Annotated in this window: 15 protein-coding genes; 13 read left to right on the top strand and 2 right to left on the bottom strand. The window is 63.5% G+C overall.

Annotation, left to right across the window (positions count from 1 at the left end; all coding sequences use genetic code 11):
* The first annotated feature begins 7 nt into the window (after positions 1–7).
* Entirely contained in the window at positions 8–526 is a 519-nt protein-coding gene (locus HWW83_RS16250) for a GNAT family N-acetyltransferase (RefSeq protein ID WP_047572482.1), read from the top strand.
* A 109-nt stretch (positions 527–635) separates the two neighbouring features.
* Positions 636–1,160, top strand: a complete 525-nt coding sequence (aroL, locus tag HWW83_RS16245) for a shikimate kinase AroL (protein ID WP_033642032.1) — start codon at positions 636–638, stop codon at positions 1,158–1,160.
* A gap of 36 nt (positions 1,161–1,196) precedes the next feature.
* Here aroL and HWW83_RS16240 read toward each other — a convergent pair whose 3' ends face one another.
* A complete protein-coding gene (locus tag HWW83_RS16240; RefSeq protein WP_047572480.1) occupies positions 1,197–1,940 on the bottom strand; it encodes a helix-turn-helix domain-containing protein in 744 nt (247 codons plus the stop codon).
* Positions 1,941–2,036: 96 nt separating this feature from the next.
* On the opposite strand from HWW83_RS16240, the gene HWW83_RS16235 reads away from it, so the two are divergent.
* The 10 genes from HWW83_RS16235 (at position 2,037) to ppnP (ending at position 12,280) form a co-directional block, all read left to right on the top strand.
* A complete protein-coding gene (locus HWW83_RS16235) occupies positions 2,037–2,441 on the top strand; it encodes a nuclear transport factor 2 family protein (protein WP_046688339.1) in 405 nt (134 codons plus the stop codon).
* 47 nt (positions 2,442–2,488) lie between these two features.
* Positions 2,489–2,689 carry a YaiA family protein gene (locus HWW83_RS16230; RefSeq protein WP_046688340.1) on the top strand — a complete coding sequence of 67 codons (201 nt, stop codon included), beginning with the start codon at positions 2,489–2,491 and terminating at the stop codon, positions 2,687–2,689.
* Positions 2,690–2,832: 143 nt separating this feature from the next.
* Positions 2,833–3,333 carry an RNA polymerase sigma factor gene (locus HWW83_RS16225; RefSeq protein ID WP_033642035.1) on the top strand — a complete coding sequence of 167 codons (501 nt, stop codon included), beginning with the start codon at positions 2,833–2,835 and terminating at the stop codon, positions 3,331–3,333.
* A 76-nt stretch (positions 3,334–3,409) separates the two neighbouring features.
* Entirely contained in the window at positions 3,410–4,363 is a 954-nt protein-coding gene (locus HWW83_RS16220; protein ID WP_033642036.1) for a FecR family protein, read from the top strand.
* A gap of 157 nt (positions 4,364–4,520) precedes the next feature.
* A complete protein-coding gene (locus HWW83_RS16215) occupies positions 4,521–7,220 on the top strand; it encodes a TonB-dependent receptor (RefSeq protein WP_046688343.1) in 2,700 nt (899 codons plus the stop codon).
* Positions 7,221–7,298: 78 nt separating this feature from the next.
* On the top strand, positions 7,299–7,865 hold the full coding sequence (locus tag HWW83_RS16210; RefSeq protein ID WP_033642038.1) for a heme acquisition protein HasA: 567 nt from the start codon (positions 7,299–7,301) through the stop codon (positions 7,863–7,865).
* A gap of 72 nt (positions 7,866–7,937) precedes the next feature.
* The gene (locus tag HWW83_RS16205) at positions 7,938–9,716 is read left to right on the top strand and encodes a type I secretion system permease/ATPase (protein WP_176589421.1); all 1,779 of its coding nucleotides are present in this window, start codon (positions 7,938–7,940) and stop codon (positions 9,714–9,716) included.
* The gene (locus HWW83_RS16200; protein ID WP_033642040.1) at positions 9,713–11,044 is read left to right on the top strand and encodes an HlyD family type I secretion periplasmic adaptor subunit; all 1,332 of its coding nucleotides are present in this window, start codon (positions 9,713–9,715) and stop codon (positions 11,042–11,044) included. The genes HWW83_RS16205 and HWW83_RS16200 overlap by 4 nt, the downstream gene beginning before the upstream one ends.
* Before the next feature lie 2 nt (positions 11,045–11,046).
* Positions 11,047–11,838 carry an energy transducer TonB gene (locus HWW83_RS16195; protein WP_046688345.1) on the top strand — a complete coding sequence of 264 codons (792 nt, stop codon included), beginning with the start codon at positions 11,047–11,049 and terminating at the stop codon, positions 11,836–11,838.
* Between the two features lie 151 nt (positions 11,839–11,989).
* Complete coding sequence (gene ppnP, locus HWW83_RS16190; protein WP_004940463.1) at positions 11,990–12,280, top strand: pyrimidine/purine nucleoside phosphorylase; 291 nt, start codon at positions 11,990–11,992, stop codon at positions 12,278–12,280.
* 65 nt (positions 12,281–12,345) lie between these two features.
* On the opposite strand, the gene rdgC is transcribed toward ppnP, so the two are convergent.
* A complete protein-coding gene (gene rdgC, locus HWW83_RS16185) occupies positions 12,346–13,257 on the bottom strand; it encodes a recombination-associated protein RdgC (protein ID WP_004940461.1) in 912 nt (303 codons plus the stop codon).
* Positions 13,258–13,473: 216 nt separating this feature from the next.
* On the opposite strand from rdgC, the gene mak reads away from it, so the two are divergent.
* The gene (mak, locus tag HWW83_RS16180; RefSeq protein WP_046688346.1) at positions 13,474–14,388 is read left to right on the top strand and encodes a fructokinase; all 915 of its coding nucleotides are present in this window, start codon (positions 13,474–13,476) and stop codon (positions 14,386–14,388) included.
* Positions 14,389–14,396: the final 8 nt, after the last annotated feature.

Genomic DNA, 14,396 nt, shown 5'->3' with positions numbered 1-14,396 from the left:
AGAACCCATGAGCCTGCAAATTCGTTTGGCGCAGCAGCGGGATATCGCGCATCTGATGGCGGTTGAACGCTCGGCGGCGCAGCTGTTTCGCCAGCAGCCGGCGTGGCGCTTTATCGCCGAAGGCGAGGTGATGAGCCCGCAACAGCACGCCGCGTTTATCGTCGAACGCCGTGAATGGCTGGCCGAAAGCGACAACGGCGAGTGCGCCGGTTTTATCGCCGTGCAGGCTCAGGGGAAAGACTGGCATATCGCCGAATTGTCGGTCGCCGGCGCCTGGCAACGGCAGGGCGTCGGCCGCCGCCTGATCGGGGCGGTGGCGGAAGAAGCCAAACGCCAGGGCGCCGCTCGCCTGACGCTCACCACCTTCATTGACGTGCCGTGGAATGCGCCTTATTACCGGCGGCTGGGGTTCCGGCCGCTCGACGACGCGCGGCTCACGGCCGCCTTGCGGCGGCATCTGGATGAGGATCTGGCGCACGGCTTTGCCGCTGGCAGTCGCTGTGCCATGGAATTTACACTATCGTAAATATTGAAATACAGAGCGGGCGGGGTATGATGCTGCCACCACGCCATCGCACCCGCTCGGTATTTTGGTATGCAATGCACTCAAGTCACCGCATAAGGGACAACCCGTAATGACACAAACCCTGTTCATGATAGGCGCTCGCGGAGCCGGCAAGACCACGGTAGGCAGCGCATTGGCGCTGGCGTTGGGCTATCAGTTCGTCGATACCGATCTGTTTATGCAGCAGGCGGCGCAGATGAGCGTGGCGGAAATGGTCGAGCGCGAGGGCTGGCTGGGGTTTCGTCGCCGCGAGACCATCGCGTTGCAAACCGTGACCAAGCCGTCAACTATAGTTGCCACTGGCGGCGGGGCGATCCTGGCGGAGGAAAACCGTCAGTTTATGCGCCAGCATGGCACCGTTATCTACCTGCGCGCGCCGGCCAGCGTGTTGGCGCAGCGGTTGGAAGAGTACCCGGAAGATGCGCAGCGCCCGACGCTCACCGGCAGGCCGATCGCCGAAGAGATGCTCGAGGTGCTGGCCGCGCGTGAAGCGCTGTATCAGGATGCCGCGCATTACGTGATGGACGGCGCCGCCGATCCCCAGCGGGTGGTGGAACAAATCCTCGCGGTGCTGCCGCGTGAGACGGTGAAATAACCTTTTCTTCTCTTCGGGCGCTGGGCGCCCGTTTTCTTATTCCCTTTGCCGAGCGGCTGCAAAGTACGCGCCGGGCGTGACGCCGAAGCGGCGGCGAAAGGCGGCGATGTAGGCGCTGACGTTGTCATAGCCGCAGGCGTCGGCCACCTCGCTGACCGCTTCGCCGCGTGATAATCCCTCCAGTGAACGCAATACCCGCGCCTGTTGGCGCCACAGCGCGAAGCTGATGCCGGTTTCCTGCAGAAAGCGGCGGCTCAGGGTGCGCGGGCTGAGCCCGGCCCAGGCGGCCCAGTCGCGCTGGCTGTGCAGGCTGGCGGGATCGTTCAGCAGCGCCCGGGCGATGTTCAGCAACCGGGCGTCCTGCGGCAGCGGCAATTGCAACGGCGCGCGGCTTGCCGTGTGCATTTCATCCAGCAGCACCTGCAGCAGCCGCCGTTGCGGCGCGCTCATCGGGCCGGCGGAGAACTGCGCGATGCGTTCCACCAGGGCCTGCAACAGCGCTGAGGCGGTGAACAGCTGCGGCTGCGGCGGCATCTCCGGCGCGCTTTCCACCGGCAGATACAGACTCCAGCCCGCCACATCGCCACAGGCCAGTGCCTGATGGGGGCACCCCGGCGGCAGCCAGCCCAGCGCACCGCCGGTGATCGCCCATTGCCGGCCAGGCAGTTCCAGCGCCAGCATGCCGCGCGTCAAGAGATAGATCTGGCCGCCGTCGTGCCGGTGCCAGGGCGTCAGGTGCTTTCTTTCATGCTGAAGGCGTTGGCTGCGGATCTGCGTCATATTGGCCGTTTAACGTTATTGAAAGTCTTGATGCGGTTATTATGCCATCGCCTGGCCGGGATAGGATCGCCATTCCCCCCATTTCGGAGAAACGTGATGACTCAACTTACCCCGCTGAACCTGGTACTCGATACGCTGCAGCAGGTTGTCGCCAGCCCGGAACATCGGCCGACGCAGCTCGCCGCCCGTTTCAGCGCAGGCTACCGCCAGCAGGTGGATGGCAAGGTGCTGAACTTCGAGCAGTTTGAGCAACACATGGCGCTGCTGAAGCGGCAAACTCGCCGCATGACGCTGAGCGTGATCGCGGCGGCGGCGCAGGGCGAGGCGGTGCTGACCCACCATCTGGTCGAGGTGGAAAAGCGCGATGGCTCCTGCAGCCGCGTGCGGGTGCTGGCGCACTTCACCGTGCGTGAAGGCCGCATTTGCGCCTGCGACGAATTGACCGAGCTGTTGGTGGGCGCCCCCGGCGATCGCGATCTTGGCTCGCGCGTGTCGGAATGAGGGCGGCTGCTATACTTGCTACTGTGTGAAACACACGGGAGAACGGCATGCGCGAAAATGATCAACCTGCTTATCCACGGAGCGCCCGCGTCGTAGAGGTGTTTCGGGGCGACCCGAGTCTGCATCTGCGCCGTTTTGAAGTGCGCACCGACGACATTGAGCCGAATACGCTGCTCAGTGAACATGAAACCGAGCAGGAAGCGCTCGACGCCAAGCACCGCTATGAGGACGAGGCGTTAGAGCTCTGACCTGCAGCCCAGCGGAAACCGGCGTCAGGCCGGTTTCCTGTTATTCCCGCCTTAGCACATATTTCCCAGAACAATATTGATAATGATAATCATTTATGTGATTTTTATCGCCCCTATTGGGTGTTTCACTTCTGGGAAAAGAGATGTCCAATTCCGAGTTGCAGGCGCTATTTCTGCGCCACATGCGGCCGCTGCAAGCCTATTTGAATGCCAAACTGCGCGACCCTCAGCTGGCCGCGGATTTGGCGCAGGAAAGTTTTACCCGCCTCACCGAGCAATACCCGCAGGGCAATATTCTCGATATCGAGGCCTACCTGTATAAAACCGCCAAAAATCTGATGCTCGACCATCTGCGGCAGCAGCAGCGGCGGCAAACCGAAGCGGTAGAAGACGACATTCTGGCGCAGTACCCCTCCGGCGAACCGGCGCTCGAACAGCGGGCGATCGATGGCCAACTGCTGCAGCTGTTGCAACAGGCGTTGGCGGGCATGCCGCCGCGCACGCAGCAGATTTTCCGCCTTAACCGGCTCGATGGCTTGACCCAGGCGCAGGTGGCGACGCAGCTGGGGGTGTCGCTCAGCACGGTGGAGAAACACTTGGCCAGCGCGCTGGAGCGGCTGATGGCGCGGATGGGCGAACAATAATGGCAATTTTTTTACGGGTTTATCCGCCCTCAGACGTCTTAACCTATAACCAGAAAAAACAGGGGTCTACGTCATCATGAAACCGCTAACCGCACAGGTGCGACAGCAGGCGGCGGCCTGGGCCGTATGCCTGGCCGAAGGGGCGCTGCCCGACGATCGGCGGCAAGCGCTGGACGCCTGGCTGGCCGATGATCCGCAGCATCCGGCGGCGCTGCGTCAGGCTCGCCTGCTTTGGGCGACGCTGGGGCAGCTGCCGCCAGAGCAGCGGCAGGCGCTACAGCCGCAGGTGGCGGCGCTGAAAACGCCCTCTCGCCATCGATGGCCCCGCTGGGCGGTGGCGGCTGCGGTGGCGATCGCCGTTTCCTTCGGCGTTTATCGCGGGCCGGATCTGTGGAGCGGCCTGCAGGCGGATTATCAAACCGTTCGCGGCGAGGTGCGCGAAGTCGCGCTACCGGACGGCAGCCGGGTGGCGCTGGACAGCGGCAGCGCGATCGCGCTGGCGTATTCTGCAGACGAGCGCAAGGTGCGGCTGCTGCGCGGTACCGCCTATTTTATCGTCGCGCCGCTGGGCGGGTCGGAACGTCGCCCGTTCAGGGTGGAGGCGGAAAACGGCGTTACGCAGGCGCTGGGCACCGAGTTCAGCGTGGCGCGCACCGGGCAGGGCGTAGACGTCAGCGTGCATCAGCACAGCGTGCGGGTGACGCTCGAGCGCGGCGAGCGCTCGCTGGTGGTCGCGCAACGTCAGGCGGCGCATTACCGCAGCGGCCTGCTGTGGCTGACGAGGCAAACGGCCGGCGATGACGCCTGGCGGCGCGGCTGGCTGGTGATCGACCGCCAACCGCTGACGCAGGCGCTCGCGCAGCTCAATCGCTATCGCGAAACCCGCATCGTGGCGGTCAATCCCGCGCTAAGAGCGCGCACGGTGAGCGGCGTGTTCGCGCTCAATAAACTCGACGACGGCGTCGGCGCCATTCGTCAGGAACTCTCCGCCCGCCAACTGAATCTCCCCGGCATCACATTGCTTTACTGAGCGGCTAAAGGCGGGCCGGGATGCCCGTTTCGCCGCTATTTTCACTTTCTGTAAAAAATCTTTACGGGTTTTTGCCTCCCGGAACGTCCTTATGTTTAAACGAGATTGATTTCCATTATCACTTAGTTTGGCATTCTTTCGGGTGGAACACACACGCATGTTTATTCACAAGGGAACCACGCCGGCCGGCCGATTGGCCACGGCGGTACGCGCCGCGCTGGCGGCGATGATGCTGACTCAGCCGGCGGTAGCGCTCGCCGCCCAGGCTGATGCGAGCAGCGCGCAGGCCGCACAGCAAAAGAATTTCAACATTGCGGCGCAGCCGCTGCAGAGCGCCATGTTGCGCTTCGCCGAGCAGGCCGATATGCAGGTATTTTTCGACGAGGTGAAGCTCGACGGCATGCAGGCGGCGGCGCTGAACGGCAGCATGAGCGTTGAACAGGGCCTGCGGCGCTTGATTGGCAACAATCCGGTGGCTTTCCGCCTGCAGCCGCAGGGGCAGATCGTATTGAGCCGGTTGCCAGCGGCAAACGGCGACGGTGGCGCGCTGGCGCTGGACAGCCTGACGGTGCTGGGCGCCGGCGGCATCAACGCCAACGATTGGGTTTACGACGAACCGCGCTCGGTCAGCGTCATCAGCCGCGAACAGATGGACAACCGCCCGGCGCGGCACGCGGCCGATATTCTGGAGCAGACTACGGGGGCCTATTCCAGCGTCAGCCAGCAAGATCCGGCGCTGTCGGTCAACATCCGCGGCATACAAGACTATGGCCGGGTGAACATGAACATCGACGGCATGCGGCAGAATTTTCAAAAGAGCGGCCATGGCCAGCGTAATGGCACCATGTACATCGATTCCGAACTGCTGTCCGGCGTGACCATCGACAAGGGCACCACCGGCGGCATGGGCAGCGCCGGCACGCTCGGCGGCATCGCCACCTTCAATACCGTCAGCGCGAGCGATTTCCTGGCGCCGGGCAAAGAGCTGGGCGGCAAGCTGCACGCCAGCACCGGCGATAACGGCACCCACTTCATCGGCAGCAGCATACTGGCATTGGGCAACGAAACCGGCGATATCCTGCTGGCCGCCAGCGAACGCCACCTCGGCGACTATTGGCCCGGCAACAAGGGCGATATCGGTAACATTCGTATCAATAATGACACCGGCAATTACGATCGCTACGCCGAGAGCATCAAGAACAACAAAATCCCCGACACAAATTACCGCATGCACTCGCGGCTGGCCAAGGTGGGCTGGAATCTGCCCGCCAATCAGCGCCTGCAGCTGAGCTATCTGCAGACCCAGACTGCGTCGCCGATCGCCGGCACGCTGACCAACCTGGGCACTCGCCCACCCTATGAACTGGGCTGGAAGCGCACCGGTTACAGCGACGTGATGGCGCGCAACGCGGCGTTTGATTACAGCCTGGCGCCGGAAGGCGTCGACTGGCTCGATTTTCAGGCCAAGCTGTATTACGTCGATACTCAGGACGACAGCGACACCTACAGCACCAGCTCGCTGCTGGACAACGGCTACGCGACGCGTACCCGGCTGCGTACCTATGGCGCGCAGGCGCAAAACACCTCGCGCTTCAGCCTGGCGCCGGGGCATGACTTCCGCGCCAACTACGGGTTGGAGTTCTATTACGACAAGGCGACCAGCGACTCTTCTCGTCAGGGCATGGAAGGGGTGACGCCGGCCGGCAACCGTTCGGTCGCCAGCCTGTTCGCCAACCTGACCTACGACTACGACGGCTGGCTGACGTTGGAGGGCGGGCTGCGTTACGACCGCTATCGCCTGCGCGGCCAGACCGGCCTGAGCTATCCGGATTTGGCCAAGGATGGGCAACGCTACACGATTGACAATCCTTGCAAAGCGCTGCGTCTGACCGGCTGTTCAACCACCACCCGCGAAGATTGGGACGTGGATCGCGATCAGGGCAAGCTGTCGCCGACGCTGGCGGTGGCGGTGCGTCCCGGCGTGGAGTGGCTGGAGCTGTATTCCACCTACGGCAAATCCTGGCGGCCGCCGGCGATCACCGAAACGCTGACCAACGGCAGTGCGCACGGCTCCTCCACGCAATACCCCAACCCGTTTCTGCAGCCCGAGCGCTCGCGCGCCTGGGAAGTCGGGTTCAACGTGCAGCAGCCGGATCTGTGGTTTGAGGGCGATCGGCTGGTGGCCAAGGTGGCCTACTTCGACACCAAAGTGGATAACTACATCAACCTGGCGATAGACCGCAATAAACCGGGGCTGGTGCAGCCGAGCATCGGCAATGCCGCTTACGTCAACAACCTGTCGAAAACCCGCTTCCGCGGGCTGGAGTACCAGCTCAACTATGACGCCGGAGTGTTCTACGCCGATCTGACCTACACCCACATGATCGGCAAAAACGAGTTCTGCTCGAACAAAGCCTGGCTGGGAGGACGCCTGCGCTATGGCGACGGTTCGCGCCGCGGCAACTTCTATGTTGAACCGGATGCCGCGTCCAATGATGCCGTCACGTGCGACGGGGGCTCGCAGTTCGGCACTGCCGCCTATCTGCCGGGCGATCGCGGCTCGGTCACGCTGGGCGGCCGCGCTTTCGATCGCAAGCTGGACGCCGGGGTGACCGTGCGCTTCGCGCCGGGCTATCAGGACAGTTCGGTGCCGTCCAACTACCCGTACCTGGCCGACTGGCCGAAGTACACCCTGTTCGATCTGTATGCCAGCTACAAGCTGACCGACAGCCTGACGCTGCGCGGCTCGGTGGAGAACCTGACCAACCGCGCCTACGTCGTCAGCTACGGCGAGACGCTGGCCAACACGCTGGGGCGCGGCCGCACCGTGCAGGGCGGGGTGGAATACCGTTTTTAAGCAGTAAAAGGGCGTTGCTCATTCTTGAGCACAAGGGCGGCCTCGCAAGGGGCGCCATTCATCAATGGAGATAGAGAAATGGCATTTTCAGTCAACTATGACAGCAGCTTCGGCAGCTACAGCATCCATAACTATCTGAACGAGTGGGCGTCGTCATTTGGCGATATCAACCACACCAACGGTAACGTCACCGACTCCAACAGCGGCGGCTTCTATGGCGGCAGCCTGTCCGGCAGCCAATACGCCGTGACCAGCACCGCCAACAACGTTACCTCGTTCGTGGCAGGCGGCAACCTGACCTACACCTTGTTCAATGCCCCGGCGCACACCCTGTACGGCCAGCTGGATTCGCTGTCGTTCGGCGACGGCCTGAACGGCGGCGGCTCCACGCCGTACAACATCCAGGTGCCTGACGTCAGCTTCGGCGGCCTGAACCTCAGCAGCCTGCAGGCGCAGGGCCACGATGGCGTGGTGCACCAGGTGGTGTACGGCCTGATGTCCGGCGATACCGGCGCGCTGGAAACCGCGCTGAACGGCATCCTCGACGACTACGGCCTGAGCGTCAATTCCACCTTCGATCAGGTGGCGGCGGCGACGGCGGTGGGCGTGCAGCATGCCGACAGCCCGGAACTGCTGGCGGCCTGATCGCGGCCGTTTGCCCGCCGGCGCCGCGCGCCCCGGCGGGCATTTTCTCGTTTTTAGCCGATGGAAAACGCCATGAAAAACGCCGTCAGGCGCGGAGAAGTGATGAGCGTGCTGGCCGCATACCGGCGCGGATTTTGGGGCATCGCGCTGTTTACCGCGGTGATCAACCTGCAGATGCTGGCCCCGGCGCTGTACATGCTGCAGGTCTACGATCGCGTGTTGCCGTCGGGCAACCGCATGACGCTGGCGATGCTGACCCTGATGGTGGTCGGCCTTTACCTGTTTATGGGGCTGCTGGAGTGGGTCCGCAGTCAGGTGGTGATCCGCCTCGGCGCCCAGATGGATATGCGCCTGAATCAGCGGGTCTACGACGCCGCCTTCGAAACCAATCTGAAAACCGGCAACCCGCTGGCGGGACAGGCGCTGAACGATCTGACCAACCTGCGCCAGTTCGCCACCGGCAATGCGCTGTTTGCGTTCTTCGATGCGCCCTGGTTCCCGGTTTATCTGCTGGTGGTGTTTCTGCTCCACCCCTGGCTTGGCGCGTTGGCCAGCGCCGGGGTAATCGTGCTGGTGCTGCTGGCCTGGCTCAATCAGCGGGTGTCGCAGGCGCCGCTCGCAGAGGCCGGCCGGGTCGCGCTGAGCGCCACGCAGCAGGCCAACGGCAACCTGCGCAACGCCGAATCCATTGCCGCCATGGGGATGCTGACCGACTTGCGCCTGCGTTGGTTGCGGCAGCATCAGCAGTTCCTGCTGTTGCAGAACCGCGCCAGCGAGAAAATCGCCGCCGTCACCGCCTGGTCGAAAACCGTGCGGCTGGCGCTGCAGTCGCTGATGTTGGGCTGCGGCGCGCTGCTGGCGGTCAACGGCGACATTACGCCGGGCATGATGATCGCCGGATCGATCCTGATCGGCAGGGTGCTGGGGCCGATCGATCAGCTGATCGGCGCCTGGAAGCAGTGGTCGTCGGCGCGCCAGTCCCTGCAGCGGCTGGAGGTGATGCTGGCCGCCAACCCGCCGCAGGCGGCGAGCCTGCCGCTGCCGGCCCCCAATGGCACCTTGACCGTGAATCAGCTGGCCGCCAGCGCGCCCGGCGGGAGCGCACCGGTATTGCACGGCGTCAGTTTTCGTCTGGAGGCCGGTGAGGTACTGGGCGTCATTGGCGCATCCGGCTCCGGCAAAACGCTGCTGATGCGCCAACTGGTCGGCGCGTTGACGCCGCTCAGCGGCGACGTGCGGCTGGACGGCGCGGATATCCGGCAGTGGGATAAACAGCAGCTGGGGCCGCATATCGGCTATTTGCCACAGGATATCCAGCTGTTCGCCGGTACCCTGACGGAAAACATCGCCCGCTTTGGCCAGGTTGACGCCGAGAAGGTGGTGACCGCCGCCGCGCTGGCCGGCGTGCACCAATTGATCCTGCATTTGCCCAAAGGGTATGAAACTGAGCTGGGTGAGGGCGGCAGCGGCCTGTCCGGCGGCCAGCGTCAGCGCGTGGCGCTGGCGCGCGCGCTGTACGGTTCTCCGGCGTTGGTAGTGCTGGATGAACCGAATGCCAACCTCGATCGTGAAGGGGAAGAGGCGCTGCAGCGGGCGATCGAAGCGTTGAAGGCGCGCGGCACCACCATCGTGTTAGTGACTCACAAACCGGCGATCCTGGCGACCACCGACAAATTGCTGGTGCTGGCCGCTGGCCAGGTGCAGCACTTCGGCCCCAGTGACGCCATCCTGAAAAAGTTGCCTGGTTTTGCGCCCGCTGCCGTACCGGCCAACGTCGGCCGCAGCAGCGGTGGCTTCAACGTCAACTACGCCAACTTTGCCAAAACGGCCAGCGGTGAACGAAAAGTATGAGCAATCAGAGTGTGATCCCCGGCGATATCGACGCCCTTTCCCGGCAGTTCGACGAAGGGCGCCATCTGCGGCTCGGCGGCTGGCTGGTGCTGTTGGGGTTTGGCGGTTTCCTGCTGTGGGGGCTGTTGGCGCCGCTGGACAAAGGCGTACCGGTCTCCGGCAGCGTGGTGGTGGCCGGTAACCGCAAGGCGGTACAGCACCCGAGCGGCGGCGTGGTGTCGCAAATTCAGGTGCATGAAGGCGACCGGGTTCACGCCGGGCAGGTGCTGCTGCTGATGGATACCGTCGACAGCCGCACCCAGCGCGATGCGCTGCGCAGCCAGCAGTTGAGCAACGCCGCGCAGCGGGCGCGGCTGCAGGCCGAGCGCGACGGCCTGCAGGCGATCGCTTTCCCGGCATTGCTGCAAGCGCGGCGGGAGGAGCCGGAGGTGATGTCGTTGATGCTGTTGCAACAGCAGCTGTTCACCAGCCGCCGTGCGGCGTTGCAGAGCGAGCTGGCGGCGATCGCGGAGAGCATCGCCGGATCGCAGGCGATGCTGGAGGGGATCCGGCAGTCTTACGCCAGCAAACAGCGGCAAAAGGCCATGTTGCAGGAGCAGCTGGGCGGCATGCGCAAGCTGGCGGCGCAGGGGTATGTGGCGCGCAACCGGCTGTTGGATCTGGAAGGACAGTATGCGCAGATTGACGGCCAGGCATCCGAGGATACCGGCAATATCGGCCGCCTGGGGCGCCAGATCCTGGAGCTGAAGCTGCGGGCGATCCAGAGGCGGGAAGAGTATCAGAAAGAGGTCAGCAGCCAGCTGGCCGAGGTGCGGATGAAGCTGGACGAACTGGATAACCGCCTGGCCAAGGCGGAGGCCGATCTGGGCCATACGCAGGTGAAAGCGCCGGTGGCGGGCACCGTGGTGGGGCTGAGCGTGTTCACCGAAGGCGGCGTGATCGGCGCCGGTCAGCAGCTGATGGAGATCGTGCCCAGCGATCGGGGGCTGCAGGTGGAGGCGCGTATCCCGGTCGAGTTGATCGACAAGGTGCAGGTGGGATTGCCGGTCGAGCTGTTGTTCTCGGCGTTTAACCAAAGCACCACGCCGCGCGTCGAGGGCGAGGTGACGCTGGTCGGGGCCGATCGCCTGACCGACGAGAAAAGCGGCGCGCCCTATTACAGCGTGCGCGCCAAGGTCAGCGAAGCGGGGCTGCAACGCCTGAACGGGTTGGAGATCCGCCCGGGGATGCCGGTCGAAGGCTTCATCCGCACCGGCGAGCGTTCGATGATGAACTACCTGTTCAAACCGCTGACCGATCGCCTTCATCTGGCGCTGACGGAAGAGTGAGCATGTCGGTTTCGTCGCTGCCTTTCGCCGCACCCGGTGCCGCCATGCCCTGGCGCCGCTGCCTGGTGCTGGTGCTGACGCTGCATCTGCTGGCCGCGGCGCTGCTCTGGCCCTGGCGAGACAAGGCCGCGCCGCCGTGGGTGCCACCGCCGGCGGTCATGGTGCTGATGGCCGCCGCACCGCAGGCCCCGGCCGAGGTAAAACAACCGCCGGGACAAAGGACGCCGCCGCCTCAGGTTGAACCGCCGGCACCGCCGGAACCCTTGCCGACGGTGAAGGTGCCTGAAGCCGTACGGCCGAACATCGCCGTACCGCCGAAGCAGAAAAAACCGCCCAAGCCGGTGAAGAAAAAAAACCTGTCGCGCACGCCGCCGCAGGAGAAAACGATCGCGCCGCCGAAGGTTCAGGAGCAAAGCGCCGGCGCGCCGCCGCCGGGCCGGGCGGATAAAACGGCCGCGCCGCAAACCCGCCTGATGCCCTATGCGCAGACAGGAGAGGATAGCTGGCGCAGCCGCATCAACAGCCGCCTTAATCGCTTTAAGCGTTACCCCAAAGACGCATTGCGGCTGAAGCGCCAGGGCGTCGGGCAGGTGCGTTTTACGTTGGACAGGCAGGGCCATGTGCTGGCGGTAACGCTGGTCAGCAGCGCCGGGCTGCCGTCGCTGGATCGTGAAATCCAGGCGCTGGTCAAGCGCGCTTCGCCGCTGCCGACGCCGCCGGCGGACGCTTACGTCAACGGCACGGTGGAGTTGACGTTGCCGATCGATTTCAGTTTACGCGGCGTGGGTTTTTGACGCGGTGGTTTCATGGCGATGGCCTGAGCGTGACGCACGGAAACCTTTGCCTCTGCGCCGCGATCGCATTTCGCGCGAAAAACCAGTGACAGATCAACCGCAATCCCCCAATATGGATTTTCCATCAAGATGATTACGCGGGTGCCAGTCTATGCTGAAAGTGAATGAGTATTTTGCCGGAAAAGTGAAGTCTATCGGTTTTGACAGTAGCAGCATCGGTCTTACCAGCGTGGGCGTGATGGAAGAGGGCGAATACACCTTCTCCACCGCGCAGCCGGAAGAAATGACGGTGATCACCGGGGCGCTGAAAGTGCTGCTGCCGGGGGCGCCGGACTGGCAGGTGTTTACGCCGGGCGAGAAGTTCTTCGTGCCGGGGCACAGCGAGTTCAACCTGCAGGTGGCCGACGCGACCGCCTATCTGTGCCGCTATCTGAGCAAATAAATTTTGTTCGTTAGGGGAACGCAGGGCTCAGCGGATGCTGGGCCCTGGTCGTTTCTGAGGCGGGATTAACGCTGGGCTTCGCCGCCGAGCGCTTCGATGGTGTTTTTGATCAACGCCGCCAGCTCGCTGGTCATCAGGATAAAGTCGGCGTCAAAGCGCTGGGCGAAGTCATCGCGATCTATATCGTCGTTCTGCTCGCGCAGCGTGTCGGCGAACTTCAGGCGCTTGAGCGAGCCGTCGTCCGACAGCATCAGCTGAATGCGCTCCTGCCAATCCACCGCCAGCTTGGTTACCAGCTTGCCGGCTTCGATGTGCACCGCGATTTCGTCGCTGATCAGATTCTGTTTCTTGCAGCGGATCACGCCGCCTTCTTCCAGAATCGCTTTCAGTTCCGCTTCATCCTGAATGGCGAAGCCGGCCGGCATCTCGCCGGAACGCACCCATTCGGTCAGCGTCAGTTCGATCGGGCTTTCCATGGTCAGCGGCACCACCGGCAGCGAGCCGAGGCTCTTGCGCAGCAGCGCCAGCGTATCTTCGGCGCGTTTGGCGCTGGCGGCATCGACCATGATCAGATCGTTGACGGTGTCGATCCACATGAAGGTCTGGTTGAAGCGGCTGAATGCGCGCGGCAGCAGGCTGTGCAGCACTTCGTCCTTCAGCGCGTCTTTCTCGGTCTTCTTCAGTTTGCGGTGTTGTTCCGCCTCCAGGCGCTCAATCTTGGCCTGCAGCTCTTGCTTGATGACCGGCGACGGCAGGATTTTCTCTTCTTTGCGCGCGCAGATGACGATCTGACCGTTGACCGCGTGCGTCAGCGCATCGCTGTGCGAGCCCATCGGGGAGACCCAGCCGGTCTTCGCCATGTCCTGGCTGCCGCACGGCGTGAAGGCGAACGCGCTGAGTTGTTTTTCCATTTCATCCGCGTTTAGCGCCACTTCGCGGCTCAAACGGTAAACCATCAAATTCTTAAACCACAGCATAATGTTATCCCAGGCTGGGCGTGCGTTCGGCACGCTGATTCGTCAAAAGCAGGGCGGCATGATAACGAATTGACGCTGAAAAATCGCCCCATTCTCTCTGAATTGCGTCGCTTTACGCAGCGAGAAAGGACGGGACGGAGGGTGGGAAACAGGTGATTCATTCGCGCGCTTACATTAGGCTGTGGCAACGCTGCGCGGCATCGAGGAGAAAAATACGTGCGCATTGGCATCGATTTGGGTGGAACGAAAATTGAAGTGATTGCGTTGGCGGACGACGGGCGGGAGCTGTTTCGCCATCGTATCGCCACGCCGCGCCATGACTACCGGCAAACTCTGGCGGCGATCGCCGGGCTGGTGAAACTGGCCGAGGATCATACCGGCGAACGGGGATCGGTCGGGATCGGCATTCCCGGCACGCTGTCGCCGTTTACCGGGCGGGTGAAAAACGCCAACTCGGTGTGGCTCAACGGCCAACCGCTGGACGAGGATCTGTCTGCGCTGCTGACGCGAGAGGTGCGCATCGCCAACGATGCCAACTGTCTGGCGGTGTCGGAAGCCACCGATGGCGCCGGCGCCGGCGCGAAAACCGTGTTTGCGGTTATCATCGGCACCGGCTGCGGCGCCGGCGTGGCGCTGAACGGCCAGGCGCATGCCGGCGGCAACGGCATCGCCGGTGAATGGGGGCACAATCCGCTGCCGTGGCAGGATGACGATGAGCTGCGTTACGCCCGCGAAGTGCCGTGTTACTGCGGCAAGCCGGGTTGCATCGAAACCTTTGTTTCCGGCACCGGTTTCGCCACCGACTATGCGCGCCTGAGCGGCAATGCGCTGCAAGGGCATGAGATCATGGCGCTGAGCGAGCGGGGCGATGCGTTGGCGGAGCAGGCGATTGGCCGCTACGAAATGCGGCTGGCGAAATCGCTGGCGCACGTGATCAACATGCTGGATCCGGATGTGGTGGTGCTCGGCGGCGGTATGAGCAACGTGGATCGTCTGTATCGCACGGTGCCGCAACTGGTGAAAGGCTGGGTGTTCGGCGGCGAGTGTGAAACGCCGATCCGCAAGGCCGTTCACGGCGACTCCAGCGGCGTGCGCGGTGCGGCCTGGCTGTGGCCGCAACAGCAGCGCTAAGCGTTGCA

Origin of the sequence: Serratia ureilytica, from assembly GCF_013375155.1 — a bacterium.
GTDB classification, from domain to species: Bacteria; Pseudomonadota; Gammaproteobacteria; order Enterobacterales; family Enterobacteriaceae; genus Serratia; species Serratia ureilytica.
Note: the sequence above shows the minus strand (reverse complement) of the source record. Positions and strands in the feature narration are given on the sequence as shown.

Excerpts from the sequence above, each read along its gene's own strand:
- HWW83_RS16250 (WP_047572482.1), top strand. The coding sequence starts at position 8 with ATGAGCCTGCAAATTCGTTTGGCGCAGCAGCGGGATATCGCGCATCTG.
- aroL (WP_033642032.1), top strand. The coding sequence starts at position 636 with ATGACACAAACCCTGTTCATGATAGGCGCTCGCGGAGCCGGCAAGACC.
- HWW83_RS16240 (WP_047572480.1), bottom strand. The coding sequence starts at position 1,940 with ATGACGCAGATCCGCAGCCAACGCCTTCAGCATGAAAGAAAGCACCTG.
- HWW83_RS16235 (WP_046688339.1), top strand. The coding sequence starts at position 2,037 with ATGACTCAACTTACCCCGCTGAACCTGGTACTCGATACGCTGCAGCAG.
- HWW83_RS16230 (WP_046688340.1), top strand. The coding sequence starts at position 2,489 with ATGCGCGAAAATGATCAACCTGCTTATCCACGGAGCGCCCGCGTCGTA.
- HWW83_RS16225 (WP_033642035.1), top strand. The coding sequence starts at position 2,833 with ATGTCCAATTCCGAGTTGCAGGCGCTATTTCTGCGCCACATGCGGCCG.
- HWW83_RS16220 (WP_033642036.1), top strand. The coding sequence starts at position 3,410 with ATGAAACCGCTAACCGCACAGGTGCGACAGCAGGCGGCGGCCTGGGCC.
- HWW83_RS16215 (WP_046688343.1), top strand. The coding sequence starts at position 4,521 with ATGTTTATTCACAAGGGAACCACGCCGGCCGGCCGATTGGCCACGGCG.
- HWW83_RS16210 (WP_033642038.1), top strand. The coding sequence starts at position 7,299 with ATGGCATTTTCAGTCAACTATGACAGCAGCTTCGGCAGCTACAGCATC.
- HWW83_RS16205 (WP_176589421.1), top strand. The coding sequence starts at position 7,938 with ATGAAAAACGCCGTCAGGCGCGGAGAAGTGATGAGCGTGCTGGCCGCA.
- HWW83_RS16200 (WP_033642040.1), top strand. The coding sequence starts at position 9,713 with ATGAGCAATCAGAGTGTGATCCCCGGCGATATCGACGCCCTTTCCCGG.
- HWW83_RS16195 (WP_046688345.1), top strand. The coding sequence starts at position 11,047 with ATGTCGGTTTCGTCGCTGCCTTTCGCCGCACCCGGTGCCGCCATGCCC.
- ppnP (WP_004940463.1), top strand. The coding sequence starts at position 11,990 with ATGCTGAAAGTGAATGAGTATTTTGCCGGAAAAGTGAAGTCTATCGGT.
- rdgC (WP_004940461.1), bottom strand. The coding sequence starts at position 13,257 with ATGCTGTGGTTTAAGAATTTGATGGTTTACCGTTTGAGCCGCGAAGTG.